Origin of the sequence: Gottfriedia sp. NPDC056225, assembly GCF_042267765.1 — a bacterium.
GTDB lineage: Bacteria > Bacillota > Bacilli > Bacillales > Bacillaceae_G > Gottfriedia.
The window spans coordinates 1-23,873 of sequence record NZ_JBHJTJ010000029.1 but is presented as its reverse complement, the minus strand read 5'-3'; the positions used below and the strand labels follow the sequence as shown (position 1 = coordinate 23,873).

The 23,873-nt window shown below is 31.6% G+C and carries 26 protein-coding genes; 18 read left to right on the top strand and 8 right to left on the bottom strand.

Annotated elements, in window-relative coordinates; all coding sequences use genetic code 11:
- The first annotated feature begins 651 nt into the window (after positions 1 to 651).
- On the top strand, positions 652 to 879 hold the full coding sequence (locus ACFCYN_RS17355; RefSeq protein ID WP_172444678.1) for a hypothetical protein: 228 nt from the start codon (positions 652 to 654) through the stop codon (positions 877 to 879).
- A gap of 385 nt (positions 880 to 1,264) precedes the next feature.
- On the opposite strand, the gene ACFCYN_RS17350 is transcribed toward ACFCYN_RS17355, so the two are convergent.
- Positions 1,265 to 2,332, bottom strand: coding sequence for a pyruvate kinase (locus tag ACFCYN_RS17350; RefSeq protein ID WP_172444677.1), 1,068 nt, complete (start codon positions 2,330 to 2,332; stop codon positions 1,265 to 1,267).
- A 244-nt stretch (positions 2,333 to 2,576) separates the two neighbouring features.
- Between ACFCYN_RS17350 and ACFCYN_RS17345 the strand changes: the two genes are divergently transcribed.
- A complete protein-coding gene (locus ACFCYN_RS17345; RefSeq protein ID WP_375950626.1) occupies positions 2,577 to 3,143 on the top strand; it encodes a class I SAM-dependent methyltransferase in 567 nt (188 codons plus the stop codon).
- Positions 3,144 to 3,193: 50 nt separating this feature from the next.
- Here ACFCYN_RS17345 and ACFCYN_RS17340 read toward each other — a convergent pair whose 3' ends face one another.
- Positions 3,194 to 3,610: a hypothetical protein gene (locus ACFCYN_RS17340; protein WP_375950624.1), complete on the bottom strand. Its 417-nt coding sequence runs from the start codon at positions 3,608 to 3,610 to the stop codon at positions 3,194 to 3,196.
- A gap of 388 nt (positions 3,611 to 3,998) precedes the next feature.
- Here ACFCYN_RS17340 and gpmA point away from each other — a divergent pair, with 388 nt between their 5' ends.
- On the top strand, positions 3,999 to 4,790 hold the full coding sequence (gpmA, locus tag ACFCYN_RS17335; RefSeq protein WP_375950622.1) for a 2,3-diphosphoglycerate-dependent phosphoglycerate mutase: 792 nt from the start codon (positions 3,999 to 4,001) through the stop codon (positions 4,788 to 4,790).
- Positions 4,791 to 4,838: 48 nt separating this feature from the next.
- Here gpmA and ACFCYN_RS17330 read toward each other — a convergent pair whose 3' ends face one another.
- Positions 4,839 to 6,188 (bottom strand): MATE family efflux transporter, encoded by a 1,350-nt coding sequence (locus ACFCYN_RS17330; RefSeq protein WP_375950620.1) that lies wholly within the window; start codon positions 6,186 to 6,188, stop codon positions 4,839 to 4,841.
- A gap of 106 nt (positions 6,189 to 6,294) precedes the next feature.
- Here ACFCYN_RS17330 and ACFCYN_RS17325 point away from each other — a divergent pair, with 106 nt between their 5' ends.
- The 6 genes from ACFCYN_RS17325 to ACFCYN_RS17300 all read left to right on the top strand — a co-directional run bounded on the left by ACFCYN_RS17325 (position 6,295) and on the right by ACFCYN_RS17300 (position 9,690).
- Entirely contained in the window at positions 6,295 to 6,987 is a 693-nt protein-coding gene (locus tag ACFCYN_RS17325; protein ID WP_172444672.1) for an SDR family oxidoreductase, read from the top strand.
- A gap of 66 nt (positions 6,988 to 7,053) precedes the next feature.
- The gene (locus ACFCYN_RS17320) at positions 7,054 to 7,215 is read left to right on the top strand and encodes a hypothetical protein (protein WP_172444671.1); all 162 of its coding nucleotides are present in this window, start codon (positions 7,054 to 7,056) and stop codon (positions 7,213 to 7,215) included.
- Between the two features lie 258 nt (positions 7,216 to 7,473).
- Positions 7,474 to 8,406, top strand: coding sequence for a manganese-dependent inorganic pyrophosphatase (locus tag ACFCYN_RS17315; protein ID WP_172444670.1), 933 nt, complete (start codon positions 7,474 to 7,476; stop codon positions 8,404 to 8,406).
- Between the two features lie 76 nt (positions 8,407 to 8,482).
- On the top strand, positions 8,483 to 9,001 hold the full coding sequence (locus ACFCYN_RS17310) for a YfiT family bacillithiol transferase (RefSeq protein WP_375950618.1): 519 nt from the start codon (positions 8,483 to 8,485) through the stop codon (positions 8,999 to 9,001).
- A 19-nt stretch (positions 9,002 to 9,020) separates the two neighbouring features.
- A complete protein-coding gene (locus ACFCYN_RS17305; RefSeq protein ID WP_375950660.1) occupies positions 9,021 to 9,344 on the top strand; it encodes a low molecular weight protein tyrosine phosphatase family protein in 324 nt (107 codons plus the stop codon).
- Positions 9,345 to 9,552: 208 nt separating this feature from the next.
- The gene (locus ACFCYN_RS17300) at positions 9,553 to 9,690 is read left to right on the top strand and encodes a hypothetical protein (RefSeq protein WP_375950617.1); all 138 of its coding nucleotides are present in this window, start codon (positions 9,553 to 9,555) and stop codon (positions 9,688 to 9,690) included.
- Between the two features lie 214 nt (positions 9,691 to 9,904).
- Here the strand turns inward: ACFCYN_RS17300 and ACFCYN_RS17295 are convergent, their stop codons facing one another.
- Entirely contained in the window at positions 9,905 to 10,519 is a 615-nt protein-coding gene (locus tag ACFCYN_RS17295) for a LysE/ArgO family amino acid transporter (RefSeq protein WP_375950615.1), read from the bottom strand.
- Between the two features lie 113 nt (positions 10,520 to 10,632).
- Between ACFCYN_RS17295 and ACFCYN_RS17290 the strand changes: the two genes are divergently transcribed.
- Positions 10,633 to 10,827: a hypothetical protein gene (locus tag ACFCYN_RS17290; protein ID WP_098118405.1), complete on the top strand. Its 195-nt coding sequence runs from the start codon at positions 10,633 to 10,635 to the stop codon at positions 10,825 to 10,827.
- A gap of 617 nt (positions 10,828 to 11,444) precedes the next feature.
- Here ACFCYN_RS17290 and ACFCYN_RS17285 read toward each other — a convergent pair.
- Positions 11,445 to 11,969, bottom strand: coding sequence for a GNAT family N-acetyltransferase (locus tag ACFCYN_RS17285; RefSeq protein ID WP_375950613.1), 525 nt, complete (start codon positions 11,967 to 11,969; stop codon positions 11,445 to 11,447).
- A gap of 456 nt (positions 11,970 to 12,425) precedes the next feature.
- Here ACFCYN_RS17285 and ACFCYN_RS17280 point away from each other — a divergent pair, with 456 nt between their 5' ends.
- The 3 genes from ACFCYN_RS17280 to ACFCYN_RS17270 all read left to right on the top strand — a co-directional run bounded on the left by ACFCYN_RS17280 (position 12,426) and on the right by ACFCYN_RS17270 (position 15,662).
- Complete coding sequence (locus ACFCYN_RS17280) at positions 12,426 to 13,544, top strand: tyrosine-protein phosphatase (protein WP_375950611.1); 1,119 nt, start codon at positions 12,426 to 12,428, stop codon at positions 13,542 to 13,544.
- A 327-nt stretch (positions 13,545 to 13,871) separates the two neighbouring features.
- On the top strand, positions 13,872 to 15,005 hold the full coding sequence (gene tnpB / locus ACFCYN_RS17275) for an IS200/IS605 family element RNA-guided endonuclease TnpB (RefSeq protein WP_375950609.1): 1,134 nt from the start codon (positions 13,872 to 13,874) through the stop codon (positions 15,003 to 15,005).
- Between the two features lie 198 nt (positions 15,006 to 15,203).
- The gene (locus tag ACFCYN_RS17270) at positions 15,204 to 15,662 is read left to right on the top strand and encodes a DUF4279 domain-containing protein (protein ID WP_375950607.1); all 459 of its coding nucleotides are present in this window, start codon (positions 15,204 to 15,206) and stop codon (positions 15,660 to 15,662) included.
- Between the two features lie 518 nt (positions 15,663 to 16,180).
- Here ACFCYN_RS17270 and ACFCYN_RS17265 read toward each other — a convergent pair.
- Both ACFCYN_RS17265 and ACFCYN_RS17260 read right to left on the bottom strand, forming a co-directional pair.
- Positions 16,181 to 16,702 (bottom strand): GNAT family N-acetyltransferase, encoded by a 522-nt coding sequence (locus ACFCYN_RS17265; RefSeq protein WP_375950605.1) that lies wholly within the window; start codon positions 16,700 to 16,702, stop codon positions 16,181 to 16,183.
- A 23-nt stretch (positions 16,703 to 16,725) separates the two neighbouring features.
- Complete coding sequence (locus tag ACFCYN_RS17260) at positions 16,726 to 17,709, bottom strand: glutathione S-transferase family protein (protein WP_172444661.1); 984 nt, start codon at positions 17,707 to 17,709, stop codon at positions 16,726 to 16,728.
- A gap of 248 nt (positions 17,710 to 17,957) precedes the next feature.
- Between ACFCYN_RS17260 and ACFCYN_RS17255 the strand changes: the two genes are divergently transcribed.
- The 5 genes from ACFCYN_RS17255 (at position 17,958) to ACFCYN_RS17235 (ending at position 22,461) form a co-directional block, all read left to right on the top strand.
- A complete protein-coding gene (locus ACFCYN_RS17255) occupies positions 17,958 to 19,007 on the top strand; it encodes an LLM class flavin-dependent oxidoreductase (RefSeq protein ID WP_375950603.1) in 1,050 nt (349 codons plus the stop codon).
- Between the two features lie 167 nt (positions 19,008 to 19,174).
- A complete protein-coding gene (locus ACFCYN_RS17250) occupies positions 19,175 to 19,504 on the top strand; it encodes a cupredoxin domain-containing protein (protein WP_375950659.1) in 330 nt (109 codons plus the stop codon).
- A gap of 355 nt (positions 19,505 to 19,859) precedes the next feature.
- A complete protein-coding gene (locus tag ACFCYN_RS17245) occupies positions 19,860 to 20,156 on the top strand; it encodes a hypothetical protein (RefSeq protein ID WP_098118397.1) in 297 nt (98 codons plus the stop codon).
- A 201-nt stretch (positions 20,157 to 20,357) separates the two neighbouring features.
- Positions 20,358 to 21,554 (top strand): multidrug efflux MFS transporter NorA, encoded by a 1,197-nt coding sequence (gene norA / locus ACFCYN_RS17240; protein ID WP_375950601.1) that lies wholly within the window; start codon positions 20,358 to 20,360, stop codon positions 21,552 to 21,554.
- A 43-nt stretch (positions 21,555 to 21,597) separates the two neighbouring features.
- Positions 21,598 to 22,461: a MerR family transcriptional regulator gene (locus tag ACFCYN_RS17235; RefSeq protein ID WP_172444657.1), complete on the top strand. Its 864-nt coding sequence runs from the start codon at positions 21,598 to 21,600 to the stop codon at positions 22,459 to 22,461.
- A gap of 111 nt (positions 22,462 to 22,572) precedes the next feature.
- Here ACFCYN_RS17235 and ACFCYN_RS17230 read toward each other — a convergent pair whose 3' ends face one another.
- Complete coding sequence (locus tag ACFCYN_RS17230) at positions 22,573 to 23,727, bottom strand: tyrosine-type recombinase/integrase (RefSeq protein ID WP_375950599.1); 1,155 nt, start codon at positions 23,725 to 23,727, stop codon at positions 22,573 to 22,575.
- Positions 23,728 to 23,873 lie beyond the last annotated feature (146 nt).

Genomic DNA, 23,873 nt, shown 5'->3' with positions numbered 1-23,873 from the left:
TACTTTAGCCCGACTCCAAATTGAATTACTTTTATCAATATCAAAATAGAGTATTAATTTAGAAGCTGAGAATATGGATCAATTATTTGAAAATTTATCTTCTACGTCAATCGCAAAAAAATGCAGGAAGTTCAGGGGGGATATTTTGATTTGGTATATACATAATAAATGTTCCCTAGCAAACGGAAATTTGGTCCAACTGTGCGAATATGTATCCCTTGGCGCCATCAATTTAGAGAATTTAGAAATAAGAGGAATTTCACATACCGAATTAGAAACAAAATTAATTAATTCAAAAAAAAAAAAGCAATTGAATACATTTTAATTAAATTAAGTTTCACATAGACCTATCGAAAAATGCTTGATATAATCAAATTTATAAGGTGATCTGATATATCCGGCGGTAATAATTAAAATGCTTATTATTCTACAAGTTCAAAATAGTTGTGAACATTTGAACAATACATGGTTTATAATGTCTGCGAAATTTTAGTAATGTCCCTAAATAACGGACAAACTGACGTACAATTTTTATTGAGAAGATTTTTTTTAGTATTGTAATATCAATGCTTTTAGGAGGTATGTTTACATGAAGAACATTATGAGTGAGATCGTTGCTTATGGAACAGCAGTTGTAGTTGAGAGAATATAATGAAATTTCTATTCGGTTTTTATGGAATTCAGATTTTAATCGTTCTTATTTGTTTACTACTTGGCTATTTTGTATATGATAAACGTTTCAATCGAAACCATGGAAATCAAACCCCACAAGGATTTCAGCGAACGAACGAGGTTAATATTGACCCGGTGACTGGTGAAAAAACTAGAGTTTATTTTAATCCAGATAGCGGTGAACGATTTTATAAAAAAGAAAAGTAGTATGAGGTGGTCCCTGGTTTTGGGCTACCTCTTTTTTATTTGGAACCTTTAAAAAGACTAGTTATAAAAATAGTGGAGTACAAATAAGGCTGAGGGACATTCTATCCAAATCGGCATAAAGATAGAAGAAAACTGTTAAATTTCAAACAAATAGGAATCTAAAATCAGCTTCACTCCTTTCAGATACCCCATCTTTGCTTCAAGTTTTAAAGTATTATATCAACATTTATGTGAAAAAAAGGCGAAAGCAAAAAAAGACCACATTATGATCTTTTCCTTTTGCTAAATAATCTGAACAGTCATCACTCCTGAACGGTATGACTAACCCATGAATATGCAGACTAAAGTCTTGAAACCGAGTTTTTAGATTGTTCATTTCTAACATCTACTTTATAGAAGAATTAATCAATTCAAGCATATCACCAAAATCAAAAGTCGATTTCGCTTTAACAGTTTCAGCAAACTGCGATACAAGTTTCAACGTTTCAATGCTTTCTACAGGATGGTGCCCCGCAGCGCTTTCAGCAGAAAGCATGACGGCATTCGTTCCGTCCATAACTGCTTGAAAAACATCGGTTACTTCAGCTCTTGTCGGTAATGAGTGATCGACCATTGACTGAAGCATTTGAGTTGCTGTGATTACATAAGTATTAGTGGAATTGCATTCATGAATCATTGCTCTTTGTAAAAGTGGAATCCATTGGTAAGGAAGTTCGACTCCTAAATCTCCACGAGCAATCATAATTGCATCTGCTTCTTTATTAATTTCTTTAAAGTTTTTTATTGCTTCAATTGTTTCTATTTTTGCGACTAATTGTGGAATTTTTCCATTTTTTGATTTGATAAAATTCCTAATTTCATTTAAATGTGATGCACGTCTGATAAATGAACAAGCAATAAAATCTAAATTTTCTTGTAAGATGAATTCAATATCTTTTTGATCTTTCTCAGTTATAGCAGGTAAGTTTGTATTTACACCTGGTAGGTTAACCCCTTTATGGGAAGATATTTCTCCGCCAATTTTAACTGAAGTGACAACTTTATGATTATTTACGTCTTCAACAATCAGTTCTACTTCACCGTCATTTATTAAGATACGATTTCCTTGTTTCACATCGTTTATTATGCCTTTATAATCAACACTTGCTTGATTAAGATTACCTACACTATCATCAATAACGAGTGTAAAAGTTTGATTAGGTTCAAGAATAATTTTGTCACCTTCAATAGTACCTAATCGAATTTTTGGACCTTGGAGGTCTCCTAAAATCTTAATGTTTTTTCCAGTCTGTAAATTTAATGATTTTATTTGTTCGATGACACTATGATGGCTTTCATGTGTTCCATGAGAAAAATTTAGTCTTGCAATCGTCATTCCGTGTTCAATTAATTCAGATAGTATTTTTTTATCAAAACTAGCCGGTCCAATCGTACATATTCGATCAATCGTCATTTAAACGCCTCCATTTACTGGAATTATTATATCCAAGATATAGACCAAGAATTTAAACCAATAAATTAGATATTTTAGGAAATTAAGTTAATGGTTAATGATTCATGTTTCTAAAATTGAAAACTTGAAAAAATATGATAAATTACTAAAATTTTACATTTCCCATGGGATAAAAGAGGAATTTAAGGTGCAGATAAAGAAATATACTAGTTGATTAAAATCTAGTTTGAGGTGAATGAATCGAATGTCGATTAATCGTGAAAAATTAAGAGTTGTAATAGGAGCTGGAGAATATAACAATAATCCAACTTGGATTCAAACTCAAGAAGAAGAACTTAATTTGTTAGAAAAGTCTACTTGGGAAAGGAAATTTGAAAAAAATACAATTTCAGCTATTTTAGCCGAACATGTTTGGGAGCATCTTACTTATGAAGAAGGCATAAAAGCAGCTGAAATTTGTTATGAATATTTACAGCCATCAGGTTATATTCGTTGTGCAGTACCAGATGGTTTTTTTCAAGATGAAACCTATCAAAATATTGTAAAAGTAGGTGGCCCTGGGCCAAAAGATCATCCAGCAGCTAGCCATAAAATTGTATATAATTATAAAACGCTTATTACTATGTTTGAAACAGCGGGCTTTGAGGTGACATTATTAGAATACTGTGATGAAGGTGGAACGTTTCATTTTAACGAATGGGATGGGAGGGATGGTATTATTTTTCGTTCAAAACAATATGATCCTAGAAACCACGGAGAAAAAGTACTCTTTCCTTCAATAATAGTTGATGCAATAAAGCCGATCATTTAATCACAAATAAAGAACTGAGGCTAGTCTTCAGTTCTTTTTGAGATGCAAATTTAATAAATCATAATGTCTCTTATTGCTTTTGTTATCCGGTCGATTTGACCTTGAAACATCATAGAGGGGATAAAAAGTGACTCTTCAGGATGATTTATGACAAGATATGCACTATATGAAGCTGTTTCTTTATAGCGATATTGCAGATTAACTCGCGTAATATGCTGTGCTGGAATCGTTCGTTTGAATCCCCAATGTTCATATGTAACCTCATTTTCATTGATCCTAATGACCATACTTCGAATATATCCGACGTAAGCTAAAAACATTAATCCTAATAAGAAAATTATACAATAAGACTTAGGTGTACTTGGAAACCCATGTTTTTGAACGTAAAAGATGAACGAAGACAAGCAAATTGAAAACAAGATGACTACTAGAAAATTGGAGAGCCTACCACTACTTCGAAATTCCACTTTTAAAACACCTCTTTCATAATAATGTAGTTTAGACAAAAACTGATCGAACTAACGATGAGATGTAATCTTTTAGACTAATTAGTATTAAGAAGAATCAATATGGATATGAAAGCTTAAAGTAAAATGATAAGGAAAGATTTGATTGGAAACAACTATGAAAAGGTTTTGAAAATGAAGGTATTAAAATATGATAACGTACTTTCGGATGGTAGTTTTAATATTTTAAAGTTGTATTTTAGTTATTATAAACTGAATTTTCTGTTAAATCAATTATAAAATAGATGATGCAAGTTTTAGTTTACGATGGAACTATGGGCTATTTTTGAATCAAATGATTAACTTTTCAGCAACCTAATGATATCTTTGACTATAAAAGGAGATCGATATGATTAAACTTGTATTAATCAGACACGGACAAAGTTTATGGAATGTTGAAAATAGATTTACAGGATGGACTGATATTGACTTAACGAATAGTGGACTTTCTGAAGCTAGGGAAGCAGGAATTATTTTAAGAAAAAATGGTTTTGTTTTTGATATTGCTTATACATCAGTCCTTAAACGAGCAATTCGTACATTATGGATTATTTTAAATGAAATTGATAAGATGTGGATTCCGGTACATAAGACATGGAGATTAAATGAACGTCATTATGGCGCACTTCAAGGACTAAATAAAACAGAAACAGCGAAGAAGTACGGAGATGAACAGGTTAACATTTGGAGAAGATCAATGAATATTAGACCGCCAGCGCTAGAGCCAGGTGACCCTAGGTACGAGATTAATGAGCCTCGTTATAAAGACTTATTAGAAGGCGAGTACCCTCTAACGGAAAGTCTAGAGGATACTGAAAAAAGAGTGTTAAAATATTGGAATGAAGAAATTGCCCTAGCATTAAAATCTGGGAAAAAGGTGATTATATCTGCGCATGGTAATACGTTAAGAGGAATCGTTCAATATTTAGATGAAATCTCAGCAGATGGAATCGCTTCACTTAATATACCTACTAGCATTCCATTAGTTTATGAATTAAATAATGACTTAAAGCCGATTCGACACTACTATTTAAGTGTAGATGGGGAAGTCCCTGCTGATGTCATACCAAAACATATTCCAAGCGAATTACTTGATCAATTTGATGATGAAAATCCTCATTTGACGATTCAAGATGATTAAGCGGATGGAAAAAGGATGGAAAAGTCATAATGCTTTTCCATCCTTTTTTTATGCTTCAGAAAGTTTTAATTTTTTTACTTGAAGTTGAACTAATCGGAAAGTTAAAGTAATTGCTGAAACGGCCAATCCACTTATTAAACCTAGCCAATATCCTTTTGCACCAAGATTTGTTTGAGATAGAAAATAACCAATCGGTAAAGCAATCACCCAATAGGCTAAAATCATCATCAATAATGTCACATTAACATCTTTATAACCTCTTAATGCACCTTGTATTGGTGCAGCAATTGCATCAAATAGTTGGAACAAAATAGCAAAAATTAAAAATCCACCAGCTAAATATTGTACAGATGAATCATTTGTGTACCAACCTGCAACATCATAGCGGAATAAGTAGATGATTACTCCAAAAACTGAAGCGATCAACACAGCCATCAATAAACCAATTTTGCTGTATTCCTTCGCACTTTGAAAATCTTTTGCGCCAACCTCAAAGCCGACTACTATTGTTAAAGCCATTGAAATACTTAATGGAACCATATAAAGCATACTTGCAAAATTCATCGCAACTGTATGGGCAGCGATTGTTTTCGTATCAAATTCACTTAATAATAAAGTAACGACTGAAAAAACACTTACTTCAAAAAAGATACTAAGTCCAATTGGTACACCTAATTTTAAAATACTTTTCCAAGTAGTAAATGAAATAGGTGGAAGCTTTTTAAAAATATTATATGACTTAAATGGCTTTTTAGTTTTAATAATGTAAAAGCCAATTCCAAAAATAATCCAATATGTGATGGCAGATGCAACTCCTGCTCCGACTCCCCCTAAATGAGGAAGACCAGCTCTACCAAATATAAGGAAAAAATTTAAAATAACATTAATCGGTACTGAAATAATTGTTATGATCATCGTAGTTCTTGTTTTTCCTAATCCATCAATAAACTGACGAATTACCGTATATAAAAATAAAGGTAAAATTCCAAATGATAAAGCGTATAAGAAATGAAGTGCTACTCGATGAACTTTTAGATCCAGATTCATTTGATTTAAGATTGGATGAATCGTAAAGATCCCGATAATAATAATAACAATTGCAATAATACCAGCTAAATAAAGTGCTTGTGTGACAAGCGGAGTTATTTTTTCTTCTTCTTTTGCACCTTTTAAATTGGCGACCATGGTTGTTATAGCGAATAAAATGCCTGTTAAACCTGTGCTGATTGGTGCCCAAACACTTACGCCAATCGCAACACCTGCTAAATCTCCTGGACTACTATTCCCAGACATAATCGTATCAAAAAATGACATTGAAAATAATGTCACTTGTGTGATTAAAATCGGAAGCAATAGTTTAAAAAAATGTGATATTTTCCCCGTTTTTGTAGTATTCATTTTACGACCTCCTAAACAAACACTTTTACAATTGTATCATGTTTTGGTTTAATAGCTATAATGAAATTATTCGGATAAATATCATTTATAGAAAGTTGGTCTTAAATTGGGTAATCAAGTAGTTATTATTACAGGCGCAGGAAGTGGATTAGGAGCGTCATTAGCTAAAAAGTATTCGGAAAATGGAGCACATATTTGTTTATTAGGAAGAACTGAAAATAAACTTAGAGAAGTTGGAAAACAATTACCAAACAATTATTCAATCCATACGATAGATGTTTCTAAATACGATGATGTAAAACGAGTATTCGATACTATTTTTCAAACATACGGTAATGTTGATTTATTATTTAATAATGCAGGTGTTGGTATTTTTGACCTTGCAGATGAATTGAATGAAGAAGCAGTACATAATATGATTGACATTAATTTAAAAGGTACCATTTTTTGTTCGCAAGAAGTACTAAAACAAATGAAAAAACAAAATAGTGGAACGATTGTTAATATCGTTTCAACTGCGGGGTTAATTGGTAAAGCTACTGAATCAGTTTATTGCGCAAGTAAATTTGGCGTTAAAGGATTTACGGAAAGTTTAGTAGTTGAATTAACAGGAACACCTATATCAGTATTTGCAGCATATATGGGTGGAATGAATACTGATTTTTGGGCTGGTATTTTTGATGAAGACAAAACTTCAAAAATGATGAATCCGGACGATATTGCCGAAATTATTATTGATAATATAAAACCGCGTAAAAATATATCAATTCCTGAAATTATCATTAAAAATGTAAAATAAGTATTAGCTCAGTCATCTTTTACACAAACTAAACTTGAAAATCAAATGACAAGTGAGGTCTTAAAGATGAGCAAATCTAATAAGAAGAAATCAACTGAGCCGAATCAACATAATTTTGATGAAATGTTACTTGAGGATATGAATACGGCAGATGATATACCAATTGATTGGTTACCAAAAAATGAACCAATTACTGAAACGATGTCATACAAAAACTCAGTTGAATGACTTAAGCTATTTTTTGTTTTCGTAACCGTTTTATATGCTTTGTATAAACAATTAGCTCAATAAATTCGAATTAATAAATAGCTGAAAAGAACTGTTTTAGAGACTTTGTCCACAAACTGTAAAGAATAGCCATTTTGGCTATTTTTTTTTATTTTGATATGGTATTATTATTGAAGCGTTTTATATTAAAACAATTTCTTGGTATTAAAAATACATATGAAAATATTGAAAAACAAGATATAAGTTAGGAGAATCATGATGGAAAAAGTACTAGTTTTTGGTCACAAGAACCCAGATACAGATACGATTTGCTCTGCGATAGCATATGCAGAATTAAAAAAAGCTATAGGAGTAGACGCTGAAGCGATTCGTTTAGGAGAAGTAAGTGCAGAAACTCAATTTGCACTAGATACTTTTAAAACAGATGCTCCTCGTTTAGTGGAAAAAGTTGCAGTTGAAACGAAAAGCGTAATTTTAGTTGACCATAACGAGCGTCAACAAAGTGCAGATGATATTGAACAAGTACGTGTACTTGAAGTAATCGATCATCACCGTATTGCAAATTTTGAAACAAGCGATCCTTTATACTATCGTTGTGAGCCAGTTGGATGTACTGCTACAATTTTAAATAAATTATATAAAGAAAATAATGTTGAAATTAAAAAGGAAGTTGCTGGTTTAATGCTTTCAGCAATTATTTCTGACACATTATTATTTAAATCACCAACATGTACTGAACAAGATATCGTTGCTGCAAAGGAACTTGCTGAAATTGCAGGTGTAAATTCAGATGAGTATGGTTTAGATATGTTAAAAGCTGGTGCAAATTTAGCTGATAAATCAATTGAATCATTAGTTTCACTTGATGCTAAAGAGTTCCAAATGGGTAGCTATAAAGTTGAAATAGCTCAAGTAAATGCTGTTGATACAAATGACGTACTTTCACGTCAAGATGAATTAGAAAACGTACTTGATGGGATCGTTTCAAATAAAGGTTTAGACTTATTCTTATTTGTCGTAACTGATATTTTAACAAATGATTCAATTGCTGTTGCAAAAGGTACTGCTACAAATGCAGTAGAAAAAGCATACAATGTAACTTTAGAAAACAATACTGCATTATTAAAAGGTGTTGTTTCTCGCAAAAAACAAATCGTTCCAGTATTAACTGAAACATTTAATACACTTTAATTTAGTAAAAAAAACAGCAAAGTCTTGCATGGCTTTGTTGTTTTTTTATAGATAACAGGTAAATGGGGGAGTTAAAATGGAAAATTTGAAATATCCAATTGGTAAATTTAACGTTCCAACAAGCTACACTACTAAACAAAGAGAAGAATGTATAAAAGTGTTAAAAGATGCTACTTTTAAATTTAAGGAAGCAGTAACATCTCTAAACGAAGAACAATTAAATACACCTTATCGTGAAGGTGGATGGACCCCAAAACAAGTTATAAATCATGTTGCAGATAGCCACATGAATAGCTTAATCAGAGTAAAATTAGCATTAACTGAAGAAAACCCAACAATCAAAGGTTATGATGAAAATGCTTGGATAACATTAAGTGATTCAAATTATGATTTTCAAAGTTCCTTAAAAATTATTGAAGGAATACACGAAAGATATGTGGTTTTACTTGAATCATTAACAGATGAACAGTTTAAACGCACATGTTTTCACCCTGAACTGAACCAAGAAATAAGCATTGATTTTCTTTTAGCTTTATATGCTTGGCATAGTCAGCATCATTTAGCTCATATTTATTTAGTAAAAAATAACAAATAATTTTCAAGGTGTGATCCTAATCAAATTACTATTTATATGCAGTAAAAATCAATGGAGAAGTCCTACAGCTGAAAAAATCTTTCACTTATATGAAGGACATCAAGCAAGATCAGCTGGTACGGAATCTGGTGCTAGAACTAAGGTGACTGAAGGACATATCGGCTGGGCAGATATCATTTTCGTAATGGAGAAAAAGCATTTAAGAAGAATACGTGAAAAATTCGGTATTTTGCTTAATCATAAAACGGTTGTCAATCTAGATATCGCTGATGATTATCAGTATATGGATGAAGTATTAATTGAAATTCTTCAAAATAGAGTGTTAGAGCAAATCGAAAAATAAATATTGGTAAAATCGTTTTAGAGTATAAAGAAGCCCGCTTAAATTTTTGAGCGGGTTTTAGTACTTTAGACTTAATTATCAAATTTATTTATTTTGGAAAATTAACTGCAAAATGCGAAACTAACTCCCCCGTGAAGAAAAATTAACAAGAGCGATTGCAAAAGTAACAGGTGGTAATGCTGAGGAGCTAATTTGGTGTGCTTATATTGTGAATGCACCTGATGAATTGAAGGTTCCATTTAAAAGTATTTCAGAAGAAGTTTTTAATCCCGCAAAGAATGAAAAAAATAGTAATATAAAATTTGATGTCGTCTATAAAGAAAATAACCTTGATCGAAGAAGATGAATGGATTGAAGGTACTACCATGATACGTACTGCGAATAAGATGTTAAATTCCGAAGAAAAAGAAAAACTCTTAAGATTAATAGAAGCATTTCTTACTTTAACTGCTTTGGATTATTTCTAAAAGGTAGTAAAGAAAGTTGAGATAAAAAAGCAGTATATAGTAATATCTATATACTGCTTTTTATTGATGTTATAGAATAAACAAAGAAATTTATTAGCCTATGATTAAACCTTTTAATAAATAAATAGCAATACACCAAATGATGATCGCAGAAATTTTATTAATTATAATCATGAATTTACCTGATTGATCGATTTTCCCGACAGTTCGACCTGCTATTGCAAGTGATATAAACCAGATCCACGAAACGGCTATACAAGTAATCGCAAATGCACTTTTTTCATTACCATCGTATTGAAGCGAGTTCGTTCCAATTACACCGATTGTATCCAAGATTGCATGCGGATTAAGAAGTGAAACAGATGCAGCAAACAATATTTGCTTTTTCACTGAGAAATTGTCTTGATTTGATGTGATCTCAGAAGATTTAGCTTTCCATGTTTGCCAGCCCATATAAGTTAAAAATAAAATTCCGAAACTTAAAAGCGCAGTTTTTAAATATGGTGAAGTTAAAATAAGGACAGACACACCTGTAACCGATAATGTAATTAATAACGTATCACAGAGCGATGCAGTTAATACAGCTGGTAAAGCTCTAATAAACTTTTTTTGAGTTGCACCTTGTTGAAAAATAAATACGTTTTGGACCCCTAAAGGTAGGATTAAACCAAATGATAATAAAGTTGCGTGTAAAATAGTTTGAATCATAATACCACCTAACTAATCAATTTTATGTACACATCATTTCTTTTCGACAATCTTGACTAAATTTGTAATTTTTAGGAAAGGATAGTAAGAAACTGTAAAAGGAAGTGATGAGTATGTCTCAACAATTTGAAAATATACCTGATTATGAGTTACTAGCAAATAATCCAGCATTATCTTTACATGAACTGTCATATCACTATGATATGAGTTTTAATGATATTGCTGAAATTAGAGGAATTTCAGTAGAAGATTTAATGAACTACTATCAGACAAATACTTCTCACGATTCATTATTTTATTTTGAATAAACTAAAAAATAAAGCTGAGCCAATGTTAAATTGAGCTCGGCTTTTTTATGTAACTTTTTAATTATAATGAATAATTATTAAGAATACTAGAATTTTTAAAACAAAAAGTTAAGCCAATGTATGACTTAACTTACCACGCAGTTGAATAAAGAATTTTTCAATTAGTCAACAATATTTCAATGTAAAAGAAACTATTTGATGTTGATTTCCACTACAGGATTCTCGCTTTCCAAGGGGCGAGACCTAATCCTCCTCGGCGAGCATGTCGGGTCTCAGCCTTCCCGCATTTCCCATAGGAGTCGAGAACCTTCCGTTTCAATCAATTTCGTTTACACAAAAGCATAGAACAAACATTATTATTAATATCATTTCGTTTTGCAAAAATATCAATAAAATACGCATCATCTTTGCAAATCTTTAAAAATCGACATCGATATAAACTAATTATTAGAATTAGTTCACCAAACAATTAATATTTTTACATTCTGAAAAAGATTAGAGAAGCAATTAATTAATCTAGTAAATAACCTTTACTTCATATATCTAGAATTGTTTATGTTTTCACTTTTGAACATTTTATATTTCTACATTCCGAAATAAGCCTTAATAAGACTAACTTACTTTTTCTTCTTTAATTTTAATCGCCAGTCATTGCATACCATAAAATGACCAATCGGGTATTCGAAATTACATTTTTTTATTAATTTGAATTTTAGTTTTTCACATATTTTGTTAGATGGAACATTTTTAATAGAAGGAAATGCGTGAATATAGTTATGTTTTAATTCATCTTGAGCTTTTATAATTGCTTTTTTTACAGCAATTGATGCAATACCTTTTCTTTGGTATTGAGGTAAAATACTCCACCCTATTTCATAAATCCATTTGTCATTCCATTTCCGATCCCAATAACCAACGGTTCCTATTTTTGTTCGATGTGGAAGTAATATTATCGCATACATTTGACCTGTCCCCATTTTTCTCATTTCTAAATAATGCATGTGACGACTCATAATTTGGTTATAACTCTCAAGTCCACCAAGATATTGAGTCATTCTATTCGTGTTTAAGGAGATAAGTAAACTAAGATCTGCATCGTTCCATGGTTCGATCAGAATAGTAGATTTGTCTATAGTTGACAATTAATTCGCACCAACTTTTTTAAGAAATTTCTTATTTAAAAGATGCATATTAAGATAGTATTCCAATGCTGTTTTTTATTTCTAATTAATTAACACAAATTAGATTAGTTAGTTCTTTTTTGAAGGATTTTCTATGGCAATTGATCGTTATGTTGACGGAAAAAAGCTCAATTTAGTTTTGAATCCGTTCATTCAGTCAATACGTGCAATCGGGGGAAGTTCTTCATTTAATTGGATTTCATACTGAAAAAATGTTTTCTATTAATTTTGACTTTAAAAAATATTCTTTACACATTCTTTACACCACTTATATAGGAGATTAAAGAAATATTTATATACTTTTTTTGTAAAGGATTATTCATAAGAAAGAAACACAAGTTGCAAAAAAAGTGAAAGTTTCTGATTTGTGAATACAACTTTAAATTTAATAGAATAAAAGAGTGGAGAGAACTGAATATGAAAAAGTCAAAATTAGCTAGTTACAGTTTAACATTTGCCATAGCTTCATCAATTTTATCTAATACTGCTCATGCTCAGGTAATGAATACTAATGGAGTAAAATCACAACAAGTACAGACTTCAGTAATTAATCAACAAAATCAACTAATTGCTAAAGTGGAACGTACTCAGGAAGGTAAATTGAAATTTTCATGGGACGGATCAAATAAAAAAGACAAAGTACGCATATTTTGGTCAACATCTCCAGATAAAATTGGGAAATTACTAGTTAAAGTTAATTCTGGTACGTCAATTACGCTGGACGATCCGAGTCCAAAAGCTAGACCGTATTTTCATATTATTGGAGAAAATGGAATGCATACAATTGTTGCAGAGCGTAAAGTCTTTCTGCAAGGAACTTTTAATTTCCGAGATTTAGGTGGATACGAAACTGTTGATGGTAGAACAGTTCAATGGGGAAAATTATATCGTTCAGACGCTTTAGTAGGCTTAACAAAAAATGATATATCTTATTTACAAAATTCTGGATTAAAAACAATTCTCGATTACCGAAGCGCAGATGAGATAGCAAAAAGTCCTGATCCAGTAATAAAGGGTGTAACAAATATCAATGATCCAGTTATAAAATCTGGCAGTACAACTTTAGATATCTTTAATTTAGACATGGCAGGACTGGACAAGACTTTCAAACAGATGCAAAGAGAAATGGTTGAAGATCCAGATGTAGAAGCGTACAGAACATTATTTCAGTTGCTTTTAAAATCAAAAAATGATGCTGTTTTACAACACTGTACAGCGGGCAAAGATCGCACTGGAGTTGGCTCTGCTCTTGTATTACTGTCACTTGGAGTACCAGAAAATACAGTACTTGATGACTATTTGTTAAGTAATAACCCTGTTTATATTCAAAAACAACTAGATGCAATGGCTCCTCTATTAAAAACGGATGAACAAAGGCAAGTAGTAACAGCAATTATGGGAGTAAAAAAAGAATGGCTACAAGCTTCATTAGATCAAATTAAAGAACATTATGGCTCATACGATAATTACTTCAAAAAAGTCATTGGATTAACTGCAAAAGATCGTGAAAAATTAAAAGAAATGTATTTGAATTAGAAACATAATTAAATCACATAGGTTGTTTAAAGTGAAATATCTTTGGACAAACCTTTGTGGTTTTTTACTTATTTGAGGGCCAGCTTCCACGTGGATTTTTCAAAATAGTGTCTTAATCAAATTTGGCTATATTCATACCAGTCCTTTTATTATTTTGCACTAAAAAGACTAATGATTATCTTTTTATCTTTTTCCGACAGAAGACCCTTTCCTCAAGGAACGTAAAGGGCAAAACCCAGTGGGTAGGTGGAGATAAATGTCGGTTGGCTTTAGCCTAAATATTTTGTAAAATATAGAATATAACAAGAAAAAAACGAGGTGAGAACAGTGGTGATAAACAAAGCCTATAAGTTTCGGATCTATCCTAATAAGGAACAAGAAACCTTAATTGCAAAGACTATTGGCTGTTCTCGATTTGTTTTCAACCTTTTTTTAACTAAATGGAACGATGCATACAAGGAAACTGGTCAAGGATTAACTTACAATACTTGCTCTGCCGAGCTGACGCAACTAAAAAAAGAACTAGTCTGGCTGAACGAAGTGGACAGCATATCCTTGCAGTCCTCCCTCAAAAATCTTGCTGAAGAGTTTAGTCGTTTTTTCAACAAGCAAAATCATGCTCCATGTTTCAAGTCCAAAAAGAACAATGTACAATCCTATACAACTAAGCATACAAATGAAAATATTGCCATTGTAGGTAACAAGATAAAATTGCCCAAACTTGGTCTTGTTCGCTTTGCCAAAAGTCGTGAAGTGGATGGACGGATTCTTAATGCTACCGTTAGACGAAACCCAAGTGGTAAATACTTTGTATCCATTCTTGTAGAAGTAGAAGTACAATCACTGAAGAAAACTGAATCATCTATTGGTATAGACTTAGGCAACACTGATTTTGCAATTTTTTCTGACGGTCGCAAAATTGATAACAATAAATTCACTTCCAAAATGGGAAAGAAACTAAAACGCGAACAGCGAAAACTTTCAAGACGTGCGTTAATAGCTAAAAAAAATGGGTTTAACCTTCTTGATGCAAAAAACTATCAGAAACAAAAACGAAAAATTGCTAGATTACACGAAAGAGTAATGAATCAACGAGACGATTTTCTTAACAAGTTGAATACAGAAATTATCAAAAACCACGATATTATCTGTATCGAAAACCTGAATACGAAAGGAATGTTACGTAATCATAAATTAGCCAGGTCAATTTCTTATGTATCATGGTCTGCTTTTGTAACGAAATTAGAATACAAAGCTACATGGTACGGTAAAACAATCATAAAAGTAAGTAAATGGTTTCCATCCAGTCAAATTTGTTCCGATTGTGGGCACCAAAGTGGCAAGAAACCTCTTGAAATCAGAAGTTGGACCTGTCCTATTTGTCATGAACATCACGATAGAGACATAAATGCCAGTAAAAACATTCTAGCTGAAGGCTTACGAACATTAGCTCTGGCATAAATAATCATAGAACCGTAGGAATCTACGGGGGTAGATTGGTAAATAAGAGAAACCACTGCTGGCAAAAAATACACTAGCAAGTATGCTCTGTTCCCAAGAAACTCCCACTTCAAACAACCTGTAGGGGTATTAAGTGGTGAGTAGTTCAAGTGCCAATTTAAAAGTATACTAGAGTTAAATAACATAGAGGAGCGAAATATGCATCATACAAGTGTAATGACATATTTTGAAATTAAAGGCGATAACTTTCCAATAGAATATGTAACTAAATTGTTAGAGATTAATCCAACTAATTCTTATAGTAAAGGTGAAGAGATTATAACAACAAGAAAACGTAAAATAATCCCAATAAAAAGGCGGTATAGAACATATACAAGTTGGAAATTGAGCACAAATTACATTGAGACACTAGATGCAAATAAACAAGCTAAGGAAATAATTGGGTCTCTTTTAAGCAAAATAAATGAATTAATTGCGATTAAAAGAATATATGAATGTGAATTTGTTCTGATGCAAGTTCCAATTATTGAAAATGGATGTTGTCCAGCCATTTGGTATGACCAAGATGTCATTAATTTTTGTTCAAAAATCGAAGCATCAATTGAAATAGAATTATTTGCAAATCCATATGAGAGTGATTGGGATTCGGATGATTAAATCCAACTAATAGTTTTATAATGGAAATTTGTAAATGTTTTATTCGTGTTAGTTACATTGAGCTATTTCCTTTTTTATATCTTTTATAAAAAATAAAAAGTAAGTTCTGCAAAACTTACTTGAAATAACACTATGTTTTATTATTACAAAATTACTATAGAACGCAATATTTCAATGTATCCTTAATAAATTTGAAATTAAGGATGTAGAAGTATCAGTTATAGAAACAAATGAAATAGTAATTATAACATTTATAGTTATAGAATTTGAACGGATTGTTGTCAGGTGATCATATTGATAATAAATTAAAAACCCTATGAAAATAACTCTAGCCTGTGTTTTTTGCAGATTAAGCATTGCAACGGTGATAAGTATAGATGATTTAAAAATAAAAAAAGTACTTCTTTGATTAGATAGAAGTACTTTTTATTACTAATTTGAAATGATTAAATGAACAAAACAAATTGAAAGCGAATCTTATCTTAAGCCTAAACGATAGATAGCCCTATATATACAATTTAGTCCTCTAATCTAAATTTCAATTGGTAAGCTCTAACGTTAATACCGTCATCAGCTGACTGGAAATCAAATTTTGGCAATCTTTTAAAACCAATTCCTTCGTATAAACTAATTGCATTTTTCATAAATTCCCCAGTATGTAAGCCAATCGCATCGAAACCTTTTTCTTTTGAACGATTTATACATTCTGAAATAAGCGCATTTGCAACTCCTTGACTACGGCAAGTTGAGTCTACAGCAAGCATACGTATTTCAGGATAATCAAGTTCTTCAACATATCCTTCATAGGCATTTGTTTTTGCTGGAAATAAAGCAACACTTCCGGCAATTTTTCCTAGAATAGTAGCAACGATTAATTCGACTCCTTCTTGTTCATCAACTTTTGAAGAAATTGAATTTTTTAAGGCGTTCCAATGATCAACAGGAAGAACATTTGCATATTCATTATAAGCGTCAATTCTTTGTTGGCGAATGGATGGGTACATCTCTTTTTTTGCATTTTGAATTACTATATTTACCATTATTTCATCTCATCTCCTCTGAATTAATGTATAAGGAACTTCTCTTTTTGTCCACTTAAATTTTCTCGATTATGTGGAGAATTCCATAAAGAAAGCTCAGGACCCTTTGGTAAAACTTTTGGTTCTTCCTTATCTGTTGAAATTGTAATAGATAAGTGATAATGTCTTTTAATCGCATCGAAATCAGTCGTGTCACCAAATCCTGAAGTTTGATACAAATCACGTACATATCCCCATAAATTTTTAAATTCCCGAATTAAATTGCGATTTGTATTAAAAGCAGAAAAGTAGGCAGCATCAAATCTGACAAGTGTTGTATAGAGTCTCACATCCGAATCGGTAATTTTATCACCAAATAAGAATCGTTGTTTGGATAATCGTTGCTCTAGCTCATCTAATCTATTGAATAACTTTTCATAAGCTTCTTCATATGATTTTTGTGATTGTGCAAATCCACATTTGTATACACCGTTGTTTACATCAGTAAAAATAATTTCATTAAGTGCGTCGATTTCTTGACGGATCGAAACTGGATATAAGTCTGGTGCGTTTTTCTTATGAAATGGTTTCCAAACCGTTTCAAAATAGTTTGTTAGTTTAAAATAATCGTTATTAACTACTTTACCTGATTTACTATCGATAATTGCTGGGACAGTTGGTCGACCGGAATAGTTTGGATCTGAATTAATATAAATTTCACTCATATAACGAGTCTTTAAGATAGGATCTACTCTATTTTCATCTAACGAAAATTCCCAATCTACACGATCTAGTCTTGGACGCATGGGGCTTACAGTTCCTAAACTAATAGTAGTTTCTAAACCTAAGACTTTTCGAACAATAACAGAACGATGTGCCCATGGACAAGCTGCCGACCAAATGAGTCGATATCGATTAGCTTCTATAGGAAGTTCTTCAGGCTTATTCCCAAAAGGTGTTGAAAAACGATTTATTTGTCTGTTAAAGGATCCATCTACTGTTATTTCAGTTAGTTTTGTCTGACTCATCATTAAACTTCCTTTCTCACTGTTGGAATCGTGATAAATTCTAATACTCTATTATACTCGAAATATTCAGAAAATGTATTGTTTTGGCCCAATAGATTATCAACTCTGCTTTAATTTAGCTATTGGAATCCAATATTAGAATTTATCTCGAATTTGAGGTATATTAAAACTAAAGTAATTTTTGTTGCAAAAGGTAGTATATAAGTCAATATTTGCATCTATTTTTAAAGCTTTGGAGGAGTAGATTAATGGAAATAGGAATCAGTACATTTGTAGAAACTACACCAGACGTTAAATCTGGTGAAACAATAAGTCATGCAGAACGATTACGGGAAGTCGTTGAGGAAATCATACTTGCAGATCAAGTGGGATTAGATGTATTTGGTGTTGGAGAACATAATCGTCAGGATTATGCTGCATCATCTCCTGCTATTGTTTTAGCTGCAGCTGCATCACAAACAAAACGCATTCGATTAACAAGTGCAGTAACTGTACTTTCTTCGGCAGATCCAGTACGAGTATTTCAAGATTTTGCTACACTTGATGGCATTTCGAATGGAAGAGCTGAAATAATGGCGGGACGAGGTTCATTCATCGAATCTTTCCCTTTATTTGGCTATAATTTAAATGATTATGATGAACTTTTTGAAGAAAAGTTAGATCTATTATTAACATTACAAAAATCTGAATTCGTAACTTGGAATGGAAAACATCGACCATCGATAAATAATATCGGTGTATATCCCCGTCCTGTACAAGATTCATTGCCTATTTGGATAGGAAGTGGTGGAAATAGTGAATCGGTCGTTCGTGCGGGACTATTGGGACTTCCTCTAGTACTTGCTATTATTGGTGGACGACCTGTTCAATTCGCTCCATTAGTGGAATTATACAAAAAGGCTGCAGCTCATGCTGGTCACGATTTAAATAAATTACAGATTGCATCACATTCGCATGGATTCATCGCTGAGGATAGAATCACGGCAGCTGATAAATTTTTCCCATCAACACAGCAAGCAATGAATAAGCTTGGAAAGGAAAGAGGATGGGGGCTTTATGATCGATCAGCCTTCGATGCCGCAAGAAGTTTGGAAGGTGCACTATATGTTGGAGATCCTGAATTTGTAGCACAAAAGATCATCTACCTTCGAAAAAACGTAGGTATCACACGTTTCATGCTACACGTACCGGTTGGTTCAATGCCACATGCAGATGTAATGAAAGCAATCGAGCTATTAGGAAATGAAGTTGCACCAATCGTTCGAGAAGAACTAGCGAAGTGGGAAGATAATCAATAATTTAAGGAACAAACTGTTTTCTAATAAGGAGGCAGTTTTTTTATTTAATCTGAATTAATAATAATACAATAATTGGAAAATAATAGTGCATAGGAAAGGAGGGATTGTTTGTGAAAACAAAAAAATGGCTAACTGTATTACTTATTTCTTTTGTTCCATTTTTATTGATGGCAAAACCAAGTAATATAAAAGTTTTTGCAGAATCAGCGGTTACACAAAGTGATAATCGAGCACCGGTAATGGTTGTAGAGTTGGACGATAATTACTTTAATCCAAAAAACATTACAATTCCGAATGGAACAAAATCTACTTTATTATTAAAAAATAAAGGAGTTAATCCTCACACGTTTACAGTGAAAATGCTTAATATTGATGTAGAAGTTCAACCAGGAAAAGAAACGACTATTTCTGTATTACCAAAACAAGCCAATACATATGACCTAACATGTAAGTACCATTCTAATGTTGGAATGGTAGGAAAAGTAATTGTTAAGTAGATTTTTGTCTACAACTAAGGCAAGGCCATTTGGCCCTTGCCTTAGTGTGTTTAAATAATACCTATTCAATATTGAAAAATTAAATTAAGATCAATTTGAAATGTTCACATGATAGTAAAATAACATAAATATGAAAAAATAAGCATGTAGCTGTTAATAACATACTCATTTCATTTCAGGCTGAAGTGGATACCCACAACTACGCTGATATTCTTGGAAATTAATTGTCAAACTATTAAGACTTACTATTTATTTTTTTATAGTAGATGTTCATCAGAATAATAACATTCTATTTTTTCAACTTCATTTCTTTTTATCAAAATCTCCTCATACACTTAAATGAGGAGGGATATGAATGGAACATATTGATTTTCATATACTTCAATGGTTTTTCGGAAGTACACCGATCCTGGGTTTAACATTAATGATGTTTCTTATTTCATCGTTTGGGAAACGAAAGACAATTTCAACAATTATATTAGTCGTAACAACAGTTCTTTGGTTTATATGGAAATCACTACCAAACGATATATGGCATCATATGGGAGCAGCTGATAACGTTGGACTTTACCAGCACTTATCGCTTGCGCTTGTGCTTGGTTTTGTTACTTCGAGCATTTTAAATTCGTTTCGAAAAACTCGGAATGCTTGAAAATTTTATTAAAACTAGTTGAATGTAAAATACAATTGTGAGCTTCCCAAAAAGGAGCTCTTTTTATATTTCATGAAAAGTTTTTAAAAGAAAACGGATTCATAATTAAAACAATAAAATTCGATTAATATTTGTTTGACTCTCCCCTCAGAGGAGGCTTTACATTATGTTTTGTAGAGTATTTAATGGGAGTTGAACAAAATGAAAAAACAAAACATAATGTTGATTTTAGTTTTAATGAATTTATTCATTATTTTCTTAGGGATAGGATTAGTAGTACCAGTCACACCTTCGATTATGAATGAGTTAAATATATCCGGTACAATTGTTGGTTATATGGTAGCGGCGTTTGCTGTAACACAATTGCTTTTTTCACCAATTGCAGGACGCTGGGTAGACCAGTTCGGACGTAAACGAATGATAATCATCGGACTAATAATTTTTAGTTTTTCAGAATTTTTATTTGGTATGGGAAAAACAGTTGAAGTTCTATTTATCTCACGTATGCTAGGAGGCATAAGTGCCGCATTCATTATGCCAGCAGTAACTGCATTTATAGCTGATGTTACAACAGTTGAAACAAGGGCAAAAGCACTAGGCTATATGTCGGCTGCCATTTCTACGGGCTTTATTGTTGGTCCTGGTATTGGAGGTTTTTTAGCAGAGTTTGGTACTCGCATACCATTTTTCTTTGCGGCAGGATTAGCAATATTGGCAGGTGTATTATCTATTACTATACTTCCAGAACCAGAACGTAACCAAGAAAATATCGAGGTTAAAGGACAAAAACCTGGTTTTAAACGAATTTTTGCTCCGATGTATTTTATATCGTTTATGGTTTTATTAATTTCTCAATTTGGCTTATCAGCTTTCGAATCATTATTTTCTTTATTTACTAACCATAAATTTGGATTTACACCTAAGGATATTGCAATCATGATTACAGGCGGAGGCATTATCGGTGCAATTGCACAAATCGCATTATTTGATCGTTTAACAAAATGGATTGGTGAAATTGGCCTAATACGATATAGTTTAATTCTTTCTACAATACTAGTGTTTTTAATGACAGTTGTGAATTCATACTTTACAATTTTACTTGTTACAATTACCGTATTTTTAGGCTTTGATTTAATGCGTCCTGCTGTAACAACATATTTATCTAAAATTGCAGGAAATGAACAAGGTTTTGTTGGCGGAATGAATTCAATGTTTACTAGTATAGGGAATGTAATAGGGCCTATAATTGGTGGAATTCTATTTGATATTGACTTAAACTATCCATTCTATTTTGCAACAGTATTACTTGCGAGCGGTGTTGGGTTAACAATTGCTTGGAAAATGCCGGGTTATCGAACATCATCAATAAGCAAAGGCGTATTCTTTGAGAACGAATAAAGAATACGCTTCTTTAAAAAAATACTACATAAGGAGTGATCAAGTGAAAGAAACACTTTATACAATAGGTGAAGTCTCAAAATTAGTAAATATTTCAATAAAAGCACTTCGATATTATGACAAAATAAACTTGTTTAAACCAGCCTATGTCGATCCAGATACTAATTATCGATATTATAAAGACTCACAAATCCATCTACTTGACTTAATCAAATCACTTAAATATATTGGCACTCCTTTAGAAGATATGAAAAAAGTGCAAGGATTAGAGAGAGATGAGTTTTATGCTTTTTTAACGGAGCAAGAAAACATCGTAAAAGATAAAATTGATTCTTTAACAGAAATTGAAAAAATCATAGCAAATGCTAAAAGAGGAATACAGAGGCAGAAGCAGTATCCTCAATTTGGAGAAGTATTTTTTTCGTATGAAGAAGAAATACAGATCATTCAAACAAAAGCAGATGGAATCGATCCTAAAAATATCTTAAATGCTTCTTATAGTAAATTAAAAAAATTTGCTGCATCGACAGAAGGATTTAGAAATAATGGTTATGGTGCAATTTACCCTTATAAATCGTATAAACATGTTAATGAAGTATCTTATCAATATTTATTCACACCTGTTTTAACGAAAAAACAAACTACATTACTATTACCAGATACCGAAGTTGCAAAAATTCCAGAAGGCAATTATATATGCATTACGTATAAAAGTTTAACGCCAAATGATTATTTTACTAATTTACAAAAACTAATTACATATATTGAGCATCATAAAATAACCGTTAACAGTAATATTTATGAGTCATTAATACATAATAACTATTCTCCGCATCAAAAGGAAGAATTTATAATCGAAATGAGAGTATTAATTATAGATGACTCACAAATAAATTTAGACCAGTGAACAGACTCGACCAAGGGTCTGTTTTTCTATTTAGCTCAATATTGTTTGATATAATTTTATTATGTTAACTAAAAGTTTAAATATAACCCCATTAAAAAAATGGGGTTATATTTAATACTCTTCATCATCCCAAACATTACTAGCATGCTGAGATCGATTCATCATTTTTGCTAAATAAATTTCTGTAGTTTGAATACTTTCATGACCTAAGCTTCGACTTACTTGATAAATGCTCGCACCTTTTTCAATTGATCGACATGCATAGTGATGTCGAAAGAAGTGGGGACTAATATTATTCGTTCGATTATGATCTAAAACAAACTGCAATTCGGAGGCTTTTATAATTTCGATTACATACTTAGATAAATATTTGAAGGAATAATGTTTATTTAGCTTGTTTGGAAAAAATGGGTTTATATCAGTTTTTGAAATGCTATTTGTAAAACCACGTCGACTCCTTAGTTTACATAAATCAATAAATACATGATTTAGTAGTTTAACTTCACGTTTTTTATTTCCTTTACCGACAATTTCGAGCCAGTATCCATTTGTATCCTTTGAAACATTTCCCCAGTTTGCCTCAGCTAACTCACGAATTCGCATACCAGTTGTAGCCAGTAATTTAATTAAAGTAGTGATTAAAATATTTCCTCTATAAAAATTCAGTAATGATTTTACTTCACTTTCTTCTAAATCTCGATTTGGTAAGTCATCTTTTGTTATTTTTGCGTTCAAAATTCTTGTAAATAGAGGAACCTGAACATAATTGGAATCAAATAAAAATTTAAAGAAACTTTTTAATATGACAAGTTTCCTTGAGAGAGTAGTGACTCGATACTGTTGCATCTTTGAACCATATTGATAATTCGATAACCATTGCTGATATGATTCGATATGTCTCTGTTTTAAATTTTTCAGTAATGATTCCTCTATATATGAATCAACGTCTTTACGTAAAAATTCTTCACTTTTTAATAAGTAACGATAAAACTGTAATAATTCTCTTATGTACTCTATTTTTGTACTTTCTTTTCGCTGCTTTGATTTTTGAATATCTTTTATTTGATGAACAAAATAGTAAATCATTTCTAAATCAGTGAAAGCGTCATAGATCATACGATGATTTTTTTCATTTTCAAACTTCCTTTGTAATAGCTCAGGAAAGTATGTTTCATCTATTAAATACTCTATTACTCTAAAATCGTTCTGATTTACATCTAATAAATCAGTTGAGTTTGAAATAAGTAGATTTGATTTTACTAACATAGAAATCACCTCATTATCAATTATACAAAATTTATTGTATTTATAGTATAAATTCATTTATTTTTTCATCTTAAGTAAATAGAATATCTTTGTTATATATTATTACATATTAGATAGGTTAATAGTAGAAAAATACACTATTATTC